General features: G+C 63.6%; 16 protein-coding genes. 4 read left to right on the top strand and 12 right to left on the bottom strand.

Annotated elements, in window-relative coordinates; genetic code table 11:
* Window positions 1-24: 24 nt before the first annotated feature.
* The 5 genes from BLT92_RS15945 to BLT92_RS15925 form a co-directional block, all read right to left on the bottom strand.
* The gene (locus BLT92_RS15945; protein WP_092107132.1) at window positions 25-663 is read right to left on the bottom strand and encodes an N-acetyltransferase; all 639 of its coding nucleotides are present in this window, start codon (window positions 661-663) and stop codon (window positions 25-27) included.
* A gap of 132 nt (window positions 664-795) precedes the next feature.
* A complete protein-coding gene (locus BLT92_RS15940; protein WP_092107130.1) occupies window positions 796-2,298 on the bottom strand; it encodes an HNH endonuclease in 1,503 nt (500 codons plus the stop codon).
* Between the two features lie 168 nt (window positions 2,299-2,466).
* Window positions 2,467-3,975, bottom strand: a complete 1,509-nt coding sequence (locus BLT92_RS15935; RefSeq protein WP_172802610.1) for an MFS transporter — start codon at window positions 3,973-3,975, stop codon at window positions 2,467-2,469.
* Window positions 3,976-4,158: 183 nt separating this feature from the next.
* On the bottom strand, window positions 4,159-5,250 hold the full coding sequence (locus BLT92_RS15930) for a branched-chain amino acid aminotransferase (RefSeq protein ID WP_092107128.1): 1,092 nt from the start codon (window positions 5,248-5,250) through the stop codon (window positions 4,159-4,161).
* Window positions 5,251-5,401: 151 nt separating this feature from the next.
* The gene (locus BLT92_RS15925; protein WP_092107126.1) at window positions 5,402-6,439 is read right to left on the bottom strand and encodes a 3-isopropylmalate dehydrogenase; all 1,038 of its coding nucleotides are present in this window, start codon (window positions 6,437-6,439) and stop codon (window positions 5,402-5,404) included.
* Between the two features lie 188 nt (window positions 6,440-6,627).
* On the opposite strand from BLT92_RS15925, the gene BLT92_RS15920 reads away from it, so the two are divergent.
* Both BLT92_RS15920 and BLT92_RS20515 read left to right on the top strand, forming a co-directional pair.
* Window positions 6,628-7,479: an HpcH/HpaI aldolase/citrate lyase family protein gene (locus BLT92_RS15920; protein ID WP_092107124.1), complete on the top strand. Its 852-nt coding sequence runs from the start codon at window positions 6,628-6,630 to the stop codon at window positions 7,477-7,479.
* Between the two features lie 10 nt (window positions 7,480-7,489).
* Window positions 7,490-8,242 carry a phosphatase PAP2 family protein gene (locus tag BLT92_RS20515; RefSeq protein WP_157691479.1) on the top strand — a complete coding sequence of 251 codons (753 nt, stop codon included), beginning with the start codon at window positions 7,490-7,492 and terminating at the stop codon, window positions 8,240-8,242.
* A 35-nt stretch (window positions 8,243-8,277) separates the two neighbouring features.
* On the opposite strand, the gene serA is transcribed toward BLT92_RS20515, so the two are convergent.
* From serA to BLT92_RS15890, 5 genes are all read right to left on the bottom strand, one after another.
* Window positions 8,278-9,870, bottom strand: coding sequence for a phosphoglycerate dehydrogenase (gene serA, locus BLT92_RS15910; protein WP_092107122.1), 1,593 nt, complete (start codon window positions 9,868-9,870; stop codon window positions 8,278-8,280).
* A 148-nt stretch (window positions 9,871-10,018) separates the two neighbouring features.
* A complete protein-coding gene (locus tag BLT92_RS15905; RefSeq protein WP_092107120.1) occupies window positions 10,019-11,311 on the bottom strand; it encodes a GNAT family N-acetyltransferase in 1,293 nt (430 codons plus the stop codon).
* Window positions 11,312-11,528: 217 nt separating this feature from the next.
* Complete coding sequence (gene ilvC / locus BLT92_RS15900; protein ID WP_092107118.1) at window positions 11,529-12,560, bottom strand: ketol-acid reductoisomerase; 1,032 nt, start codon at window positions 12,558-12,560, stop codon at window positions 11,529-11,531.
* 141 nt (window positions 12,561-12,701) lie between these two features.
* A complete protein-coding gene (gene ilvN / locus BLT92_RS15895) occupies window positions 12,702-13,214 on the bottom strand; it encodes an acetolactate synthase small subunit (protein WP_092107116.1) in 513 nt (170 codons plus the stop codon).
* Complete coding sequence (locus tag BLT92_RS15890; RefSeq protein ID WP_092107114.1) at window positions 13,211-15,148, bottom strand: acetolactate synthase large subunit; 1,938 nt, start codon at window positions 15,146-15,148, stop codon at window positions 13,211-13,213. The genes ilvN and BLT92_RS15890 overlap by 4 nt, the downstream gene beginning before the upstream one ends.
* A 368-nt stretch (window positions 15,149-15,516) precedes the next feature.
* On the opposite strand from BLT92_RS15890, the gene BLT92_RS15885 reads away from it, so the two are divergent.
* Complete coding sequence (locus tag BLT92_RS15885; RefSeq protein ID WP_231938878.1) at window positions 15,517-17,307, top strand: ABC transporter ATP-binding protein; 1,791 nt, start codon at window positions 15,517-15,519, stop codon at window positions 17,305-17,307.
* Window positions 17,304-19,178, top strand: a complete 1,875-nt coding sequence (locus BLT92_RS15880; RefSeq protein WP_092107112.1) for an ABC transporter ATP-binding protein — start codon at window positions 17,304-17,306, stop codon at window positions 19,176-19,178. The genes BLT92_RS15885 and BLT92_RS15880 overlap by 4 nt, the downstream gene beginning before the upstream one ends.
* 182 nt (window positions 19,179-19,360) lie before the next feature.
* Here BLT92_RS15880 and BLT92_RS15875 read toward each other — a convergent pair whose 3' ends face one another.
* Window positions 19,361-20,182 (bottom strand): MerR family transcriptional regulator, encoded by an 822-nt coding sequence (locus tag BLT92_RS15875; protein ID WP_092107110.1) that lies wholly within the window; start codon window positions 20,180-20,182, stop codon window positions 19,361-19,363.
* Between the two features lie 39 nt (window positions 20,183-20,221).
* Complete coding sequence (locus BLT92_RS15870) at window positions 20,222-20,725, bottom strand: GyrI-like domain-containing protein (protein ID WP_092107108.1); 504 nt, start codon at window positions 20,723-20,725, stop codon at window positions 20,222-20,224.
* Window positions 20,726-20,856: the final 131 nt, after the last annotated feature.

Raw genomic sequence — 20,856 nt, 5'->3', positions numbered from 1 at the left:
TCATGATCGCGCGGAACCGCGCGCTCAGGCTGGTGGTCTGAACATGACGAGTCCCGGTTGGCCGTTGGGCGCTTGGGGCCCATGACCGAGCGCGACGAAGCCGAGGCTTTCGTAGAGGCTGCGGGCGGGGCTGTCGATGTCGTTGGTCTGGAGCCAGCAACTGTATCCGCTGATGCCGGCCAGCCATGTCTGGAGCGTGGTCCGTCCGAGCCCGGAACTGCGCAGATGGGGATCACGAGCCAAAAGGTTGAGGGCGAACGACCATTCGAGTGCCGCAGCGGCGTCTCCGAGTGTGGAGGCCAGTTCATGTGCCCAGTCGTGGTCCTGTTCCGCCCAGGACCAGAAGTGGCCGTAGGCGATTGACCTCAGGCGCCCATCGGACCGCGCCGCTGCGATGAGGACCTGACCGTTTCGGACCGAAAGGTCGTAGAGTTTCCCGAACAGTGCCGCGTGCTTCGGATCCTCGTTCAAGGGCGGCTCTGCCGCTGCAGCGGCGTAGAGCTCTTCGATCTCATGGGGCGGTGGCAGCACTCCAGGGATTCCAGCTGCTGAGCCTATGGGGTCCCAGCTCTGCCCCAGACCGCCCGGTATGCCCCACACAAGTTCCACATTGAGCTCCGCAGGTGAAGCTCCGAGAACCTCAAGCTCGGCATGATCATCCATGTTCCCACCATAACGACTCCGGCAGTCGGGCAATTGAACTCTGGCAGAACTCTCCCTTCTGGGCTGAGGAACGACTGCCTGGCTGAGGAGTTGCCGCTCTCGGCACGGTTGCACTCGGCACAGCTGCGGGCGTCATTCTGCGGAGGCGAATTCGGCCAGTTGCTCCACCAGGCTCAGTTCCACCACGCTCGGCGGCTCATCCTGAAGTTCCCAAACATCAACCTGGAGGGATTCGAATGGTCTCTCAAGCGCCGACGCCTTCGCACTTCGAAGTTGCGGCGCCTTCGCTCTTCGAAGCGGCGGGATTCGCACGGTGAAATGATCGGCGTCGTTGGCTTCTTCCGAGGACTGCCAGTTGGTGAGATTGGAGCGGGGAAGTTCACTGTTCTTCGTCGTCGGTGTTCCGATCGGCTTGGTGCCGATCTGATATCTGTGTCCGGTCGGAGTTCGCACGATTAATTCTTCGGCGGTGGCCTCATGTCGCCATCCCGGCAGTTCCTTATTGAAGTTGCAGGCCGCGCAGAGTCCTGAGGCGTTGTCCCAGTCGGTCTGGCCACCGGCGGCGAATCCTTGAGAATGGTCTGCGTGTTTGATCTGAGCATCGCACCACGGAGAACGGCAGACGTCATCGCGAATCACCACCATGCGCCGGAGCAGACCGGAGAATTCACGGCGCTTCGAGTCCATTCGGACCAACTGACCGTCGGTTGGACGTGTGTACAACCGCCGGATGAAGACTGCGGCTTCGTTCTCGGCGATGAATGCTCGGCCTGTCTTCGCTGGGATCGGGTCGAAGCCGGGGAACCACGCTGGGGTCTCACCTGAGTCGAAGAGGCTGTCGGCATTCATCACTACGTGGACTTCGGTGGGAATGGCTTCTGCACTGTCTTGACCTGTGGTTCTCTCGACCAGAAGGTCGGCCATGACCTGGCTCTGAGTGCGCCCGTCGGCCTGACCTGTCCCGATGATCGACTGTGCCGACTTCGACAAGTTGGTATACGCTGCCACCGCTTGCGACAGGGGCAGGAGTGCCGTCAGATACGCCATGTTTCCAGGCGCTGGACGCACTGTGACGGCACGTTCGTCCACGCACCTGTCCAGATGTTCGACGGCTGCCTTCTGGTCGAGTTGCTGGGCCAGGGCACGAACCTCATTGCCCAGCCGACCGACACCCACCTCGGCGAGGCGATCGGCCATCCGGTCATCGACCTGGTGCCGCTTGTCTCTGGGGAGCCAATCAGTCTCCTTCGCGACGACTCGTGCCTTCTCTTCTGAGATGTCTCCGCTCTTGAGGGCGGCATACGTCTTGGGCAGATCCATCAGCAGGGATCGGGCGAAGCCCAGCAATTTGCACCCTCTGGCCCGAGAAACCTTTCGGGCCAATCCGATCTCGGCCCCCAGACCCTGCCCCTGCTTGCGACTCGACAAACCGTCCTCAGCTTCACGATTCCGGCGGTGCATGTCGAAGGTCAACGTCTCTCTGGCCTGCGCTGCCGCGCTCACAGACGTCAGTTCCTCCAGAGCGGTGATTCTGTCGATCGCTTCGCGCTCAGTCCGCGCTGGCGGCAGGTCGGACAGCTTCTCGCGCCACCGATGAATCTCGGTGATCACGTCTGAAACCGTCTCTGCTTCCATACCAAACACACTAGCGTCCGGCACTGACACGAGATTCTCGCGAAGCATCAGCCCAGGTCAGATGCGAAATCGAACGTCTGGCAACAGATTCACGGCACTGCACCAAGCAGGTGAGTTCCTCGACTCAAGCCGCATCGCCCAGTCCCTCAGGCCGCATCGCGCGGGACCTCAAGCGAGCGCTTCGCCCGTGGTCTCCCTGGCGAGCATAGCCATGAGCACCACCGACACAACCACGAGCACCCCGGTAAGTATGAAGGTCAGTGTCAGCCCGAGAACCGGCCACATGAACGCACCGAAGACAAGCGGAGCAACACCGGTCGCAATGCGGGAGGCAGCCGATGCCCAGCCGAATCCCGAACCGCGCAGCCGGGTCGGGTAGAGCTCCGAGACATAGGTGTAAAGAGTGGGAATGGCGATCTGCACGACGAATCCGAATCCGATTATGCTGGCCTTGGCGGCCAAGGTCAGCTCCGTCCCCGAAGCCTCGATGAATACTGCGGCACAGACCAACAGGAGCGCGGAGACGATTGCGGTCACGCCGAGCACCCATTTTCGACCCACATGTTCGACGATCAGGGCCGAGACGATGACACCGAGGATGCCCACTGCCGTCATCGATCCGGTGACCATGAATGCTGTCTGGTCTCCCAACCCCTGCTTCTTCAGGATATCCGGCAACCATGTCAGGGCCGCATAGTAGACCAGGAGGACAGATCCGAACAGTGCCCAGGAGACAAGAGTCGTCTTGGCTGAGTACTGCCACAATTGCAGCAATTGACCGCTGGCGGCGCGCAGCTGTCTGTTGACGGAGGTGACCGCTCCAGGCGCGTCGGATGCCTGCCGAGGCGTCTTGGCAGCGCCGGTGTCCTGGGCGGTGCCGGCGTCCTGGGCGGTGCCAGCGGATCGGGCGGTACCGGTGGCCTTGGTCTCGCTCGCGACGGGAACATCATGAGTCCACGTCGTCACCTCGGCGCCGGTGCGCTCGACGAGCCTGGCGATGATGGCATCGGCTTCGGCGTACCGTCCGACGGAAGCAAGATAGAGAGGTGATTCGGGAATTCCGAAGCGCACGGCCACTGTCAGCAGAGCGGGCACGATCATGACAAGCATGATGAGGCGCCAGTCCCCCACGCCCAGCAGCGATGCGGAGACGAAGGCGCACAGTGAGGCACCGATCGGCCACCAACCGTCCATTGCAGTCAGGACGCGACCGCGATGCTTCTTGGGAGTGAATTCCCCGACGAGGGCATAGTCGACCGGGATGCATCCGCCAAGCCCGAATCCGGCGAGGAATCGGAAGACGATGAACCAGCCGAAAGCTGGGGAGAAAGCTCCTGCCACCGTGAAGACTGAGAACACGAGAAGGGTGAGGGTGAATGCCTTCTTGCGTCCGATCACATCGGCGATGCCGCCCCAGATGAAGGCACCCAGAGCCATGCCGATGAGGTTGGCCGTGGCGATCCAAGCGGCCTGGCCGACGCTCAGGCTCCAGTAGTCGCTGAGCAGTGGGATGAGGAACCCGTTGAGCGCAACATCCCAGGCGTCGAACATGAAGCCCAGGCCACCGATGATGAAGATGGCACCCTGAGTCCTCCAGCGCCACGGAAGGTTGGCGACGACTTCGGAAGCGGTCGGCGTGGATGTTGAGGCTGATGTAGACACGTGGCCACAGTACATCTTTTAACGCAGATGCGCGCAAATTCGTCGGCCTTGATGATGACGACCAAGGCCGACCCCACCCGTGGAGGCCGAGTCCACCCATGACTGAGTCAGCAGGACATGTCAGGGGGTCGGGTGCCGCGATCGATATCGCAGCCCCCGACCCCCTGTACACGCCGGACACACGTTGTCCGCAGGACCTCAGGCCAGACGAACCATCCAGTTGTTCGTGTCCTCGGCCCGACCGTACTGGATGTCGAGCAGAGTCTTGCGGAACTCCATGGTCTTCGCACCCGGTTCTTCGCCGTGATCGATGGTGAAGTCGCCGCTGACGACCCGACCGATCGGTGTCACAACCGCGGCGGTGCCGCAGGCGAAGGCCTCGACGATGTCGCCGTTGGCAACGCCCTCACGCCATTCGTCGACGGTGATCTTGCGCTCTTCCGGCTTCAGCCCCAGTTGCGGAGCGAGGTCGAGCAGGGACCGGCGAGTGACACCGTCGAGGATGGAATCGCCGAGCTCCGGAGTGAGCAGGCGGCCGTCCTTGGTCACGAGCATGAGATTCATACCACCGAGTTCATCGATGTACTTGTTCTCCGCGGCATCCGTGAACAGCACCTGCTGGCAGCCCTCGGCTGCAGCTTCGTTCTGTGCCGCCAGCGAGGCCGCATAGTTGCCGCCGCACTTGGCGAATCCGGTGCCGCCGGAGCCGGCGCGGTTGAAGTTCTGCGACAGCCAGATCGAGACGGGCTTGATGCCACCGGAGAAGTATGGACCGGCGGGGCTGGCGATGACGTAGTAGTCGACCTCATGGCTTGAGCGCACACCCAGGAACTTCTCGGTGGCGATCATGAATGGGCGCAGGTACAGGCTCGACTCGTCGGCTTCGGACTCCGGGGTGGGAACCCACTGCTGATCGAGGGAAACCAGCGCCTTGAGCGATTCGATGAAGTCGGATTCCGAGATCTGCGGCAGCGCAAGACGCTCGGCGGACTTATTGATGCGCGCAGCGTTCCGCTCGGGACGGAAGGTCCAGACGGAGCCGTCTGCATGGCGGTAGACCTTCATGCCTTCGAAGATCTCCTGGGCGTAGTGGAACACTGCAGCAGCAGGATCGAGCACCAGCGGGCCGTAGGGCTTCACCTCGTGAGCGTGCCAGCCATCGTCAAGGGTGTATCTGATGTGGGCCATGTGGTCGGTGAAGTAGAGCCCGAATCCGGGGTCCTTCTTGATGTTCTCTCGCACCAGCTCGGGTTGCGGCTGGACATTCTTGAGAACGGCAAACTTAGTCATAAGAACTCTTTTCTCATTTGTGATGAGTGACACTGTCAGGGTAGTCCATCACCCCGGCGCGCGTCGCACCGGGGTGATGGCTCACGAATGGTCCAGTCGGCTCTCGCCTCGCCGAGGTGGTCGTGCCCAGCCTCGGCCCCTGCAGGTCACGTCAGCTCAGGCGGGCCGCGATCGCGTCGCCCACCTCGGCGGTGGATCGCTTGGTTCCGTCACGATCGGCCAGATCGGACTCGACAGCGGTCTCGATCGACTTCGCCACGACCTCGAGCCCCAGGTGCGAAGCCATGAGTGCACCGGAGAGGATGGAAGCGGTCGGATCGGCGATCTGCTGACCGGCGATATCAGGCGCCGAGCCGTGGATGGGTTCGAACAGGCTCGGTGCGGTTCCTTCGACGTTGAGGTTGCCCGAGGCGGCCAGTCCGATGCCGCCGGTGACTGCCGCGGCGAGGTCGGTGAGGATGTCACCGAAGAGGTTGTCGGTGACGATCACGTCGTAGCGTGAGGGGTCGGTGACCATGAAGATCGTGCACGCGTCCGTGTGCTCGTAGTTGACCGCCACCTCGGGGTATTCGGCGCCGACCTTCTCGACGACGCGACGCCATAGGTGACCGGCGTGGACCATGACGTTGTGTTTGTGGACGTAGGTGAGCTTCTTGTTCCTCGCCTGCGCACGCTCGAACGCGTCACGAACGGCACGCTCGACGCCGTACCAGGTGTTGACCGAGACCTCGGTCGCGACCTCGTAGGGCGTATCGGTGCGGACGGATCCGCCCATGCCGGTGTAGGATCCTTCGGTGCCCTCGCGGACGACGACGAAATCGATCTTTCCCGGGTTCGCCAGCGGGCTGGTGACTCCGGAGAAGAGCTTCGACGGTCGCAGATTCACTGCGTGGCTCAGACCGAAGCGCATCTTGAGGATCACACCGCGCTCGAGCACGCCCGAGGGCACGCTCGGGTCACCGCATGCGCCGAAGAAGATGGCGTCGTGCTTACGCAGAGATTCGAGCTCCTCGTCTGTGATCGTCTCACCGGTCTCGTGCCAGCGGCTGGCGCCGACGTCGTAGTCCGTGAGCTCGAGTTCCGCAGGTTCGCCGGACACCTCGATGGCGCGGTTGAGCACCTTGAGACCTTCGGGGACGACCTCGTTGCCGATGCCGTCACCCGGCATGACTGCAATAGAAAACTTCATGGTCACAGATTAGATCTCATCTCACCATGCAACCAGGTCGTCCTACCATCCGGACATCGGCGAAGCCTCGGCCGCATCCGATCCCGTCATCCACAATTTCATGTCTCAAACTTCGTCCCGGACTACAATTTCCGGCCATGAACGCCGAAGATGGGAGGAACACCCCGAACCCCAGAGAAAGTCGATCATTGACAGATACGATCCGCAATCGCCGAGCAGCCGCCCTCCCCGCCAAACTCTCCCGCTCCTGGTTGCTGGTCAACGCGGCCAAGGGGGAGGTCTTCTCTGAGGCGCAGATCTCCGAATCGGATTCCGTCATCTTCGACCTCGAGGCTTCGGTCTCCGATGACAAGAAGCTCGACGCCCGAGACAATGTTGTGCGTGCGCTTGAAGGCGGCATGTCCGCGTGGGTCCGGATCAACAAGATGGACTCGGAATTCTGGGACGACGACCTCGCCGCCATCGCCATGCTGCCCGGACTGCGCGGTGTGATGCTGCCGGAGACCGAACGCCCGGAACAGGTCTCCTATACCGCGATGCGCGCGAAGGCGGGCCTGCCGGTCATCGCTTTGCTCGAGTCCGCGATGGGCGTGGAGAATGCGACCAAGATCGCCGAGGCGCCCGGCACCTTCCGTCTTGCCTTCGGAACGAACGACTTCCGCAAGGACACCGGTTTCTCCGGGGACCCGATGGCCCTGGCCTACGCCCGGTCGCGCCTGACCATCGCCTCGCGCATGGGCGGACTGCCCGGCGCCATCGATGGACCGTCCGCGGCCTCAGCGAGCGATGAGCAGGTCCGTGAGGACGCCGAGGTGACCCACATGATGGGCATGACCGGAAAGCTCGTGCTCAACGTCGATCAGGTCGTGACGCTCAACGAATCGATGAGCCCGAGCGAGGACGAGCGCGACTGGGCACGTCAGCTGCTCGAAGCGGCCGAGGGCGGCTCCGAGATCACGGACGGCTCGTACCTCCCCCGCCTGGCACGTGCGAAGAAGATCGCCTCCCTGGCATCGACCTACGGCCTCTGGAACGCCTGAGCCCTTCTCCGTGTCCGTCCGCCAACCGACGTGGATCCTCTGGTCGACCCTGCCCGCGGTGCTTCTCATCGTCGCCTTCGGCATCTGGCTGCGCACAGATGCCATCGGCCCCACCTCGCTCGATCAGAGCTGGCTCACCCTCGTCGAGATCGAACCGGACACCGTCCCCTATTGGACGGCGGTCGCCCTCGCCGAGGTGGGCGGGGGCACGGGTGTCGTGATCTGCACCGGCCTGCTGGCCGGGTTCTTCGTCCTCCTGCGACGGTTCCGTGCCGCTGGCGCCCTCGTCACCACCATGCTTCTCGGCATCGCCCTGTCCGAGCTGCTCAAGGCCGTCGTCATCCGAGTCCGTCCCAGTGAGCAGCTCTATGACTCCCTGGGCTATTCCTATCCCTCGGGGCATTCGATGGGCGCTGCGGCGCTGGCCATGGCGCTTGCGTTCATCGCGTCCAGAGCGCACATGATCAAACTGGCTGAGGCGGGCGCGGTGCCGCCCCTGGCTATCCCGCCCGAAGATGAGGACGGGGCTGCTCCGACAGAGATCACTCCCCCGCTCGAGCCGGTGGTCCTGCGGTTCCACTGGTCGATGATCCTCGCCTTCGCCTGGGTTCTGCTCATGATGTGGTCACGCACCGCACTGCAGGTGCATTGGCTGACCGACACGATCGCCGGAGCCCTGATCGGCATCTCGGCGGCGGTGCTGGCCGACGAACTGTGGACCTGGGTGACGATGAGGACCCGCTCACCTCATCTGCAGAGGTGAACGGGTCCCGTTCAATCAGCTGTTTCCAGTGGAGGTCAGTCTTCGTTCAGTGAGACTCCGCTGAAGGCAGAGGCATTGACTGCCCCGGCCACGGCCTTGACGACTTCCTCGGACACCGCCGAGTCGACGGCCAGAACCGAGAGTGCATCGTTGTCGGTCGCCGAGGGGGAGACCTGCATGCCCGCGATGTTGATCTCATTGGCGCCCAATGCCTGGCCCAGCTGACCGATGATACCGGGACGGTCCTCGTAGCGGAAGATGAGCAGATTGTCGGTGAGCTCGATCTCGAGGTCGAAGCCGTTGACCTCGGTGAGCTTCTGCACGAGCTTCGGTCCGGTCACGGTTCCCGAAACCGAAATCCGCTGGCCCTCGCTCGTCGTCGCGGTCAACCGTGTGACGTTGCGGAAGGATTCGCAGTAGGGGTCGGTGACAAGTTCGACGCCGATGCTGCGTTCCTCTGCCAACAGCGGTGCGTTGACGTAGGAGACCTGGTCGGAGACGACGTCCCTGAACAGACCCTTGAGCGCGGAGAGCTTGAGGACGGAGACGTCCTTGTCCGCGATCTCGCCATTGACCTCGACCTTGAAGTGGGTCACCGAGGAGTCGGCCAGTGAGTTGACCACTCGTCCCAGCCGTTCGGCCAGGGGAATGCCCGGGCGCACGTCCTCGTGGATGGCTCCACCGGCGACGTTGACCGCATCGGGCACGAGCTCCCCGGCCAGCGCCTTGCGCACGGACTTGGCAACGGCCACGCCGGCCTTCTCCTGTGCTTCAGCGGTCGAGGCGCCGAGGTGGGGAGTGACGTTGACGGCGTCGAGTTCCATGAGCGCCGAGTGCTCCGGAGGCTCTGTGCTCCACACGTCGATGCCGGCGCCGCCGACCTCTCCGGCTGCGACCGCCTCGGCCAGCGCCTCCTCGTCGATGATGCCGCCGCGGGCCACGTTGATAAACCGTGCGCCGGGCTTGGCGGCCTTGAATTCCTCGGTGCTGATCATGCCGGTCGTCTCAGGTGTCTTGGGCATGTGGACGGTGACGAAATCAGACACTGCCAACAGTCCTGGCAGGTCGACGACCTCGACGCCCATCTGTGCGGCGCGCGCCTGTGTGATGTAGGGGTCGTAGCCGACCAGGCGCATGCCGAAGGCCTTCGCGCGCTCGGCGACGAGGCCGCCGATGCGCCCGAGTCCGACGATGCCCAGGGTCTTCTCATACAGCTCCACGCCCGTGTACTTCTTACGGTTCCACTCCCCCGCCTTGAGTGAGGTGTTCCCGGCGCCGAAGTAGCGTGCGGAGCCGAGGATGTGGGCCATGGTGAGTTCGGCCGCGGAGGTGATGTTCGAGGTCGGAGCGTTGACGACCATGACGCCCGCCGAGGTGGCTGCCGGCACGTCGACATTGTCGAGTCCGACGCCGGCGCGGGCGATGACCTGGAGTTTCTTCGCGGCAGCAATCGCTTCGGCATCAACCTGCGTGGCGGAGCGCACGAGAATCGCATCGGCATCGACGATGTCGTTGAGGAGCTGAGACCGGTCAGCGCCCTCGGTCTGACGGATCTCGAAGTCCCCTCCGAGGGCATCGATGGTGGCCGGTGACAGATTTTCGGCGATGAGCACGATGGGCTTGGGCACTGAGTTCCTCCTGAAGCGTGTGGGACCCGTCCATCTTATGAGACTTTGTGAATGTCTTCACAAGGTCTCAAATTCTGGGAAGTGAGTCTCGGCTCACCTCAGGCGGGGCCCCAAGTGTGGCCCTAGGCGTGGGTCTCAAGCCCGGGCCTCAGAAACCATTGGGCGAATACGGCATCCGGCCCAGGTTGAACATCGAGCTGGCGTGCACGGCAGCACCCGGCACGTTCTCGTCGATGCGTCCCGCACGGGCGAGGATCACCGGATCGGCCCCGCCGAAGTAGAGCGATCCGAGTTCCGCGATGCCCAGGCTCAGGTCGGCAGGGGTCGAATCGGATGCGGTTTCGACGACGGCGTTCTCTCCGTCTGAGGTGATGGTGTAGCGGCCACCGGCCAGGTCGAGTGAGTCGTCGATCTCGAGGACCAGCGTGCCAGGCACGTACCAGGGTCTGGCTTCCAGGGCCGCCTTGACGTCGAGGATCCGGATCCAGATGTTGTCTTCGGTCGACACTGTCCGCACCCGGCGGGAGTCGGTGAGCAGCCAAGGCAGCGGCGAATCCTCCGCGGATTCGCCGAAGGTCACCCGCGTCGAGAGATCGATTGCGGCCAGGAACGACCACAGCGAGGCGTAGGCCGCGTCGGTGACGGCGACGAAGTCGATGAGCTCGATCGTCGGCGGGTTCTTCGACCAGCCGGCGAACTTATAGGACACGTAGCCGTCGGCTTCGCCCTGCTCGTCGAAGTGCAGAGCCGCACGCACACCGCGGTCGGCCTCCCCGGTGTCGGTGTTCAAGGCTCCGGTGGCACGTTCGATGTAGGTCTGCTGGCGCTCCATCGCACCCGGTGAGGTGCGCATGAACTCCGAGTAGATCTTCGGTGCCAGTTCACGCAGTTCGCTGGGCAGACACATCTCGACCCGACGGTCGGGTTCGTGGACCATCTTGAATCCCGGTGAGGTGTCGACCTCGATGGAGTGCGCCCAGGTGGCGACGCCGAAGCCGAAGCGCGAGTAGATTCCGCCTTCGGTCGCTGTCAGGGCGGCGAACGGGTATCCGTCGGCCTTCGCCTCGGCGAGGTCGGTCGTCATCAGCGACCGCAGCAGGCCGCGCCGGCGATGGGTGGGCCGCACCGTCACCCATGTGATCAGGTGACCGGGCACCAAACGACCGCCGCCCACATTGACCAGCTTTTCGAACCACGCGAAGGTCGCCACGGGAACGTTGGCGTCGAGGGCGTGCTCGTATTCCTGCTGTGCGTAGACGGCGGTGAGATTCCGACCGTCGGCGATGGCGCGTTCGACGCGGTTCTTCAGGGCGTCCTCGGTGGATCTGACGTCGTGGAATCCCACACTCGTCGACGCGAAGTAGCCCTGCGTGCGTTCGTCGGGGGCTCCGGTCGACTCGTCGAAGGCGGGCTTGAAGTTCTCGAATCTGTAGTTCGTCACACCCCAACAGTAATTCACATCACCATCACTGCTCATCTCGGAACACGTGCGATTCGGGGAAGGGTAGAGACGGGCGGCACCTGGACCCACGTGGCGCATCGGTCACGAGAGCGCGCCCAGGCACGACGAAGCCCCGGCGGCCGAGCGGCGTCCGGGGCTTCGTCGTGCGCTCCATCATTCGATCACGTCAGATCGATGAGTTGGAGCTCGAGGATGATCAGCGAGCGGCAGTGCCCTCGGTGTAGTCATCGTCGGAGTCCTTGAGCCAAGCGAACATCTTGCGCAGTTCGCGGCCGGTGGTCTCGATCGGGTGCGTCTCTTCTTTCGAACGCAGTTCCTTGAACTCGGCCGCACCGTTCTTCTGGTCGTTCATGAAGCGCTCGGCGAACTTGCCGTTCTGGATGTCTGCGAGGACGGCTTCCATGTTCTTCTTCACGTCGGGGGTGATGACGCGCGGTCCGGAAACGTAGTCGCCGTACTCAGCGGTGTCGGAGATCGACCAGCGCTGCTTGGCGATTCCGCCCTCGACCATGAGGTCGACGATGAGCTTGAGCTCGTGGAGAACCTCGAAGTAGGCGATCTCGGGCTGGTAGCCGGCCTCGGTGAGGACCTCGAAGCCGTACTGCACGAGGTGGGAGGTGCCACCGCAGAGGACGGTCTGCTCGCCGAAGAGATCCGATTCGGTCTCCTCGGTGAAGGTGGTCTTGATGCCGCCGGCACGCAGGCCGCCGATGCCCTTGGCGTAGGAGAGCACGAGGTCCCAGGCTTTTCCGGTGGCGTCGGCCTCGACGGCCACGAGGACCGGCACACCACGGCCGTCGACGTATTCGCGGCGCACAACGTGGCCGGGGCCCTTGGGTGCAACCATAATGACGTCGACGCCCTCGGGCGGCTGGATGTAGTCGAAGCGGATGTTGAAGCCGTGGGCGAAGAGCAGAGCGTTGCCGGGCGAGAGATTCGGTGCGATCTCGGCGTTGTAGATCTCGGCCTGAACCTGGTCAGGAGCGAGGATCACGACGAGGTCGGCCCATTCGGAGACCTCGGCGGGGGTGCCCACCTCGAGGCCTTCGGCAGCGGCCTTGTCGCGGCTGGCGGAGCCTTCCTTGAGGCCGATGCGGACCTCGGCACCGGAATCGCGCAGGCTCAGCGAGTGCGCGTGTCCCTGGCTGCCGTAGCCGATGACGGCAACCTTTGTGCCCTGGATGACGGACAGATCTGCGTTGTCGTCGTAATAGCGTTCTGCTGCCATAGTTCTCTTGCTCCTTCGTCAGGTGTGGGGTACTCCCCATTGTTTCACAGTTCGGTACTGCTGTTCATTTATTGAGATGGTTGAGGTTCCACGAAGTGGAACGTGAAGTCCTCGGTTGTGCAGGGTTGAGTTGCGCAGGGTTCAGCTGCGCAGGGCGCGGTCGGTGATCGACTTCGAGCCGCGGCCGATGGCCACGGTGCCCGACTGGACGATCTCCTTGATTCCGAATGGCTCGAGGACTTCGCGCAGGGCCTCGACCTTGCCCAGCTCACCGGTGGATTCGACGCTGACGGAGTCGGGACCCACGTCGACGATCTTCGCGCGGAACATCTCCACCGCCGCGGCAACCTGGGGACGGGTCGTGGAGTTGGCCTTGACCTTGTAGATGATGTGGGCGCGACGCACCGATGTGGCCGGCTCGAGTTCGACGATCTTGATGACGTTGACGAGCTTGTTGAGCTGCTTGGTCACCTGTTCCAGCGGCACGTCCTTGACGTCGACGACGACGGTGATGCGCGAGAGCTCATCGTGTTCGGTCACGCCGACGGCGAGGCTGTGGATGTTGAAGCCGCGTCGGGCGATGAGTCCGGTGAAGCGGGTCAGCACGCCCGGCTTGTTCTCGACCAGGACTGAGAGTGTGTGCCGGTTGTTCATTCCAGGCCTCCTTCGATCTGAGCCACGGAGCGAACCGTGCCGTCTTCTTCCGTACCGGCTTCCGCAATCTGACTCTCGGCCTGCTCGTCACCTTCGCCGTCGAACTCCGGGCGAATGCCGCGGGCGTATTCGATCTCATCGTTGGAGACGCCAGCGGCGACCATCGGCCACACCATGGCATCCGGCGGGACCGTGAAGTCGAGGACGACGGGCCGGTCATTGGTCTCCAGCGCGGTCTTGATCGCGGCATCCACGTCGTCGTTGCTGTCCACACGCAGGGCCAGGCAGCCGTACGCCTCGGCGAGCTTGACGAAGTCGGGGATCCGAATCGTCTCATGCCCGGTGTTGAGGTCGGTGTTGGAGTACCGACCGTCATAGAACAGGGTCTGCCACTGGCGGACCATACCCAACGACGAGTTGTTGATGATCGCAACCTTGATCGGGATGTCGTTGAGTGCGCAGGTCGCGAGCTCCTGGTTCGTCATCTGGAAGCATCCGTCACCGTCGATGGCCCACACGACACGGTCCGGCTCGGCGACCTTCGCGCCCATGGCGGCCGGCACCGAATAGCCCATGGTGCCCAGACCACCGGAGTTCAGCCACGATTTGGGGCGTTCGAATTCGACGAACTGGGCGGCCCACATCTGGTGCTGGCCGACACCTGCCGTGTAGACGGCCTCGGGCCCGCTCAGCGCTGAGACCCGCGAGATCACATACTGCGGATCGCAGAGTTCGCCATGCTGGTCGTAGCCCAGCGGGTAGGTCGTCTTGAGACGGTTGAGGAAGCGCCACCAGGGTTCACGCTGACGCTCGAGAGACTTGGGGAACTTGCCACGCAGCTCGGTGAGCATCTCCGCGAGGACCTCGCGTGCGTCACCGACGATGGCGACGTCGACCTCACGGTTCTTTCCGATCTCCGCCGGATCGATATCAGCGTGGATGACCTGCGCATTCGGCGCGAAGGAATCGAGGTTGCCGGTGACTCGGTCATCGAACCTGGCGCCGATGGTGATGAGCAGGTCAGCTTTCTGGAAGGCCGTCACGGCGGGCACGCTGCCGTGCATACCGGGCATTCCGAGGTGGAGCTGGTGCGAATCGGGGAACGCTCCCCTGGCCATCAGCGTCGTGGCCACGGGAATGTTGGTCGCCTCGGCGAGCTTGAGCAATTCCTTGTCCGCTTGTGAGCGAATGACGCCGCCGCCGATGTAGAACACGGGACGCTGGGCCTCCGAGATGAGCCGGGCGGCCTCCCGAATCTGCTTCGCATGGGGCTTGAGGATGGGACGGTAACCGGGCATCGCCGGCTCCTCTGGCCAGACGAAGGGAGCGGTGCCCGACTGTGCGTCCTTGGTGACATCGACGAGGACAGGTCCGGGCCGTCCGGTGGTTGCGATGTGATGGGCGTTGAGGATCGCGGATGGAATGTCCTCGGCCTTGGTGACGAGGAAGCTGTGCTTGGTCACCGGCATCGTCATCCCCACGATGTCGGCTTCCTGGAAGGCATCGGTGCCCAGCAGCTTCGAGCTCTGCTGACCGGTGATGGCCAGCATCGGGACGGAATCCATGTGGGCGTCGGCGAGCGCCGTGATGAGGTTCGTCGCACCCGGACCCGAGGTCGCGATGCAGACACCCAGCTTGCCCGAGGCTGCCGCATAGCCTTCGGCCGCGTGCCCGGCGCCCTGTTCGTGACGAACGAGGATGTGACGGATCTTGTCCGTCTCGAACAGCGGGTCATAGGTCGGAAGGATGGTGCCGCCGGGAAGGCCGAAGACCGTCTCGACCTCGAGGAGCTCGAGGCTGCGGACGATCGCCTGCGCTCCGGTGAGGACCTCAGGGGTCGAGTTTCGTCGAATGCTTGACGGGGTCGCGGTCACCGGGGCTGGGCTGGGCGCAGTGCCAGTTCCCGCTGACTGGGCCGAGGGCGTGGCTGCCATCGTTTCGTATCCTTCCTAGTGATCCAACTTGTCTCCGCATGAAAAAAGCCCCTCCGGTTTCGGTAGGGGCGCGCGGAACGTGTCGTGTTGACAGGCTACGGAAGATCCGCGCGCTGGGTAATAACGACGACAAGAAGGTGAGTCATGGCTCAATAGTTCACCGCGGGCAATCTGCGTGTCAAACGTCGCAATCGATCGTCTCGAAATTTGGGACAGTCATGGCTTGAGGCGTGAGATCGGTCGGCGGCGCCGGAGTCTGCGCAGAGACCGAGCCCAGTACCTCCCCCAGAGCCCGCACCCGGTGAGGAGGAAAAGCTCGATTGTGCGAACCATGGACTCCGACACGCGCCCCGACTAGGCTCTCAAGGGTGCGTCCCCTCTTACGTTTCTGGCCCGATCTGCGCTCTCGCATCGGCGTGTACATCGCAGTACTCGCGCTGACGCTGCTGGCCAACGGCATCCAACTGATCATCCCCCTGATCACCGGCCACATCATCGACGGCCCCATCGCCGGCCGTGATCTCTCCGGGCTGTGGCTGCCCGTGCTCGGGGTCCTCGTCATCGGCATCGCCGAGGCGGTGGCACTGTGGGCACGCAGACTTCTGGTCGCCCCGGTCGTCGCCCACTGGGAGATCACCTGGCGTTCACGTCTCTTCGACCGACTCCAATACACCTCGGTGGCCATCCACGATTCCTGGGAGTCGGGGCAGCTGCTCTCGCGCGCGATCAACGATCTGTCCCAGCTGCGACGGTTCTTCGCCTTCGGAATCCCGTTCCTCGTGACCACGCCGCTGATCATCATCATCGGCACCATCATCCTCACGTTCCTCCAACCGGTCTTCGGGCTGATCATGCTGATCATGGCCGTGCCGACGATTGCGACTGTGACGGCCTTCGAGCAGAGGTACCGCGAGGCCTCGCGTCGGTCTCAGGACACGGTCGGTGAGATCACCACAGAGGTCGAGGAATCGATCCAGGGGATCCGGATCCTCAAGTCCTTCGGCCGCTCTCCCTGGGCCGCACAACGCTTCGCCCGCCTGTCGCGGAAGTTCCAGGGCATCGAAGTGCGCAAGGCGAAGCTCGATTCCTGGTTCTGGAGTGTGCTGATCCTCCTGCCCACGCTCGCCCAGGCCGCCATTGTGGCTGTCGGCACCTGGGGCGTCGTACAGGGCTGGATGTCGATCGGAGCCGTGGTCGCGGCAGTGACCATCTCGATGGTGATGCGGATGCCGATCGAGATGCTCGGCTTCCTCCTCGCCGATGCCCTCATGGCACTGACCGCTGCGGCCAGGTACTGGGAGGTCATCGACATCAGGCATGACATCACCGACACCGATGGTCGCATCGCCGATGCTCCCGATGTGGGCCGCTACAAGGGCGAGCTGGACTTCGAGGATGTCGACTTCCACTTCGCCGACACCGACCGTGAGACCTTGCAGAACCTCAATCTGCACGTCGACCCGGGCCAGACCCTGGCCATCGTCGGAGCCACCGGATCGGGCAAGACGACTCTGGCCTCGCTCGTTCCACGACTCCAGGACGTCACCGGCGGATCCGTGCGCGTCGACGGCACCGACATTCGCGATCTGCCCGTCAACGAGGTGCGCAACCTGGTGTCCGTGTCCTTCGAGGACCCGATCCTGTTCTCCACCTCGGTGGCCGAGAACGTGAGCATGGGTGCGCCCGGGGTCGACGATGACGCGATCTGGCAGGCCCTGGAGATCACGGCCGCGAAGGACTTCGTCGAGCGCCTACCGGAGGGACTCGACACTCAGGTGGGCGAGCAGGGGCTGTCCCTGTCCGGTGGTCAGCGGCAGCGTCTGGCCCTGGCGCGGGCCGTCATCGGCCAACCCCGCATCCTCGTCCTCGACGATCCGCTCTCCGCTGTCGACGTCGACACCGAGGACCGGGTGCAACGGGCGCTGCGGGAGATCCTGCCCGATTCGACGACGCTGATCATCGCCCACCGACCGTCCACCTCGGCGCTGGCCGATGCCGTTGCCGTCCTCGACGAGGGACGGGTTGTCGCATTGGGCACCCACGATGAGCTGCTGCAGTCCTCACCGCTCTACCGTGAACTCATGGGTGCGGCGGCGGTGACGGCTGGGACTGCCGGACGCACCACCAGCGGGGGCACAGCTGGAGGAGGCGCGCAGTGAGCATTCCCCGCATCGATGAGGACGAGGTCGAGCAGCTTCCACCCGATATCGCCAAGAAGGCCCGCGCCCTGCTGCTCTCACTGGTCCGCCCACATCTGGCGATGGCGATCTTCCTACTCGTCATCGTCGTGCTCACCGCGCTGTTCCTCGTCATCGGTCCGGTCTTCATCGCCGATGCGCTCGACAATGGTGTGCCGAAGGCCGTCGACGGCGATCCGGGGCCGCTGATTCGTGCGGTGGCGGCCTTCGTCGGCTCAACCATCGCCTCGGCGGTGCTCGCATTCACGTCCACGAGGCTGGTCGGCATCACCGCGCAGAAGGTCGTGTACCGGCTCCGGTCACGCCTGTTCACTCACATCCAACGCCTCGACCTGGGCTACCACGAGCGATCGACCTCGGGCAGGCTGGTGTCTCGGCAGACCTCTGACATGGAGTCGGTGCAGCAGTTCCTCAGCTACTCGCTCTTCGACACGGCGCTGGCGCTGTTCGAGATGACGTTCATCGCTGTGACCCTCATCGTCCTCGATGTGCCCCTGGCCTTCGTGGTCTTCCTCGGATTCATTCCGCTCTTCTTCATCACCAAATCCGCGCACAGGTCCCAGCGCAACGCCTATCGACGGACGCGGACCTCGATTGCGAAGGTCATCGTCCACTTCGTCGAGACCATGGGCGGCATCCGCGCAGTCCAGGCCTACCGCAGGCAACCGGATCGCCGCGGCACGCTCAGGGACGAGGACACACTCTACCGCGACGCCAACACCGATGCCCTGCGCGGGGTCGCCTGGTTCGCCGGCTGGACCCGGCTGGTCGGCAATGTCACGCAGACGGTCATCATCATCGTCGGCGCGTGGCTGGTCATCGAAGATTGGACTCAGATCGGCGTGCTCGCCGCGTTCATCCTCTACCTGCGCCGGTTCTACGGTCCGCTCGACGAACTCGTGCAGGCATTCAACCTCTACCAATCCGCCTCGGCGGCCCTGGAGAAGATGGCGGCCGTCCTCGACACCGACCCCGAGGTGGTGGAACCGGCCCAGCCAAGGTCCCTGCCTGCCCACAGTGCGCACCGGAACTCGGGCACCGCCTCGGCGAAGGACTCCGCGTCTCACGACGCCTCGACGGTGGGCACACCGCCGAGCGGTCGCTCGATCGACCTCACCCATGTCCGCTTCTCCTACGGCGACGGCCCCGATGTCCTCCCCCGGTTCGACCTGCGCATCCCGGCCGGTGAGATCGTCGCACTCGTCGGTGCCACGGGAGCAGGGAAGTCGACCCTGGCCAAGCTCGTCACCCGGTTCTATGATCCTTCCGAAGGGCGAGTCACCATCGACGAGGTGGACCTGCGTGACCTCGACGATGCCCAGCTGCGTTCGAGCGTCGTCATGGTCACCCAGGAGTCGTTCCTGTTCGCGGGGACGATCGCCGACAACATCCGGATCGGCAATCCCGATGCCGGCGATGACGACGTTCTCGCCGCTGCCGCGGCCGTCGGGCTGGACCCCTATATCCGCAATCTGCCCGACGGTTACGACACGGACGTGAAGAAGCGCGGCGGTCGCCTCAGCTCGGGACAGCGCCAGCTGGTCTCATTCGCCCGCGTGTTCCTGGCCAACCCGGACATCGTCGTCCTCGACGAGGCGACCGCGCACCTCGACATTCCGTCCGAGCGCCTCGTCCAGAAGGCGTTGGCGACGGTGCTCGAGGGACGCACAGCGATCATCATCGCCCACCGCCTGTCGACCGTGGAGATCGCCGACCGCGTCCTCGTCATGGACTCCGGGCGAATCATCGAAGACGGCACACCCGAGGAGCTGATCTCCGGGGCGGGCAAGTTCGCGCAGCTGCATAAGGCATGGCGGGACTCGTTGGTGTAGTTCCAAGTCCTCGACGTCTGGGCGTCTGCTTGCCGACAAGAGTCCAGATGCCGTCGTTGGCCAGCCACACCGCCACGGCCTCGGAGTCACCCTCGACCCAGTTGATGACCAATGCACCGACGGCAGTGATTCTCGGTGCGTTGACACAGTATGTTGGGAGATTGATCCGCGCTTGTGAATCCTCAGTCTTCTCGTTCGGCGACCGGTAGCGCTACTTCACAGCGCGGTACCGGTCCGTCTTTAACTGCCGAGTAGACTTCGCGCGGAGGACCTGCCGGTAGAAACCCGAGCTGGACTGCGCGCATGTGCACTGCTTCGAACGCAGCGAGAATCTGAGGGAACTGCACGTCCTCAGCGAGCACGCTCGTGAATAGTGCTTTGTGTTCAGGCTCAACCCGGTGGGCACGGCTTCGTTCCTTGATCGGCACGCAGACCTCGATGGGGCCGTCTGACTCCCATCCCACCTGGCCGTGATAGATCACCATCAGGCCACTGGTTGCGCCGCCGCGATCCTCCGCCAGGGCCAACAACCTTTCAGCATTAATCCGAATCACGTCGGGGAGATCTCGAGCGGGGGTGTTCCTTGTCGCGGTCAGTATCGGTAACGCCGGGACTCTTCGAATCGCAACCTCGAACCGTGACGCTCCTGGCTGGCCCTCTCCATCCATCGAACCGTTCTCCACAGCATGTTCAAGGAATCTCGCCAACGACTGCCTACGAGCGTGAAGCTCGACGTCTTGTTCGCGATAGCGGCCAATTTGTGCAGCTTGCTCGCTGGGAGCGAGGTCAACTAGTCCGCCGATCTGCTCGAGTGACATGTCCATGCGGCGAAGCATCGTGATCAGACGCGCCGTTTGGATCTGGGTTGGACTGTACTTCCGATAGCCGTTGAACGGGTCAACGGCGTCAGGAGAGAGCAAGCCTCGCTGATCGTAGAGCCGGAGCGCCTTCGGCGAGAGCCAGGTCGCCGTAGCGAACTCCCCAATAGTCATCAGTTCGGCCATCCCCCTCCTTTCAACCGATTGTATGGGGTTTGCTCCTATTCAGGCAGTCTTGAACAGGAGCTCGGTCACCCATTTCGAGGTGTCGGGCACCTCGGTCGGGTCGGAGAGGAAGTGTTCGGCATGCCCCGTCCACAGGTCTCCGTTCTCGTCGCGGAGCACATCGAATCGAATCCCCCTGGAATCGGCCCACGTATTCACTTTTGCCTGCGCGACAGCGATCCCGTCCGGGGCTCCCACATGCCGACCGACAACATAGGTGCCCGGAGGCAGGCTTCCCAACACGAGACCGTTGGAGGGCTGCATCGGCCCAGCGACGGGAACCGCAACTGTGAGGTCGACTGGTTCATCGGCAGTTCCAATGTGACGGTACACGTAGAGCGGGCCACCCAGTGGCGCAATCTGGTGCTCGGCAAGCCACTGATAGACGCGCGGAACCGCCTCATTCGGGCCTCCGGGAGCGCCGAACTCGGAGAACCGGGCGCTGACGGGGATCCCGATGTAGTGGGTGGTCTCTCGTTCTTGAATCGCAATATCTAGTTCCATGGGAAATCCTCCTTGTTGTGAGATCAGGTGGCGTTTTCCACCTGATCTCACCCGACGCCTTACCCTTGGGGCAAAGTCAAGTAGATGCCGACGAGTACAGTGCCGGAGCTCGCGAGGTGTACGGGCTGCTG

The organism is Brevibacterium picturae (assembly GCF_900105045.1).
Classification (GTDB): Bacteria; Actinomycetota; Actinomycetes; order Actinomycetales; family Brevibacteriaceae; genus Brevibacterium; species Brevibacterium picturae.
Note: the sequence above shows the minus strand (reverse complement) of the source record. Positions and strands in the feature narration are given on the sequence as shown.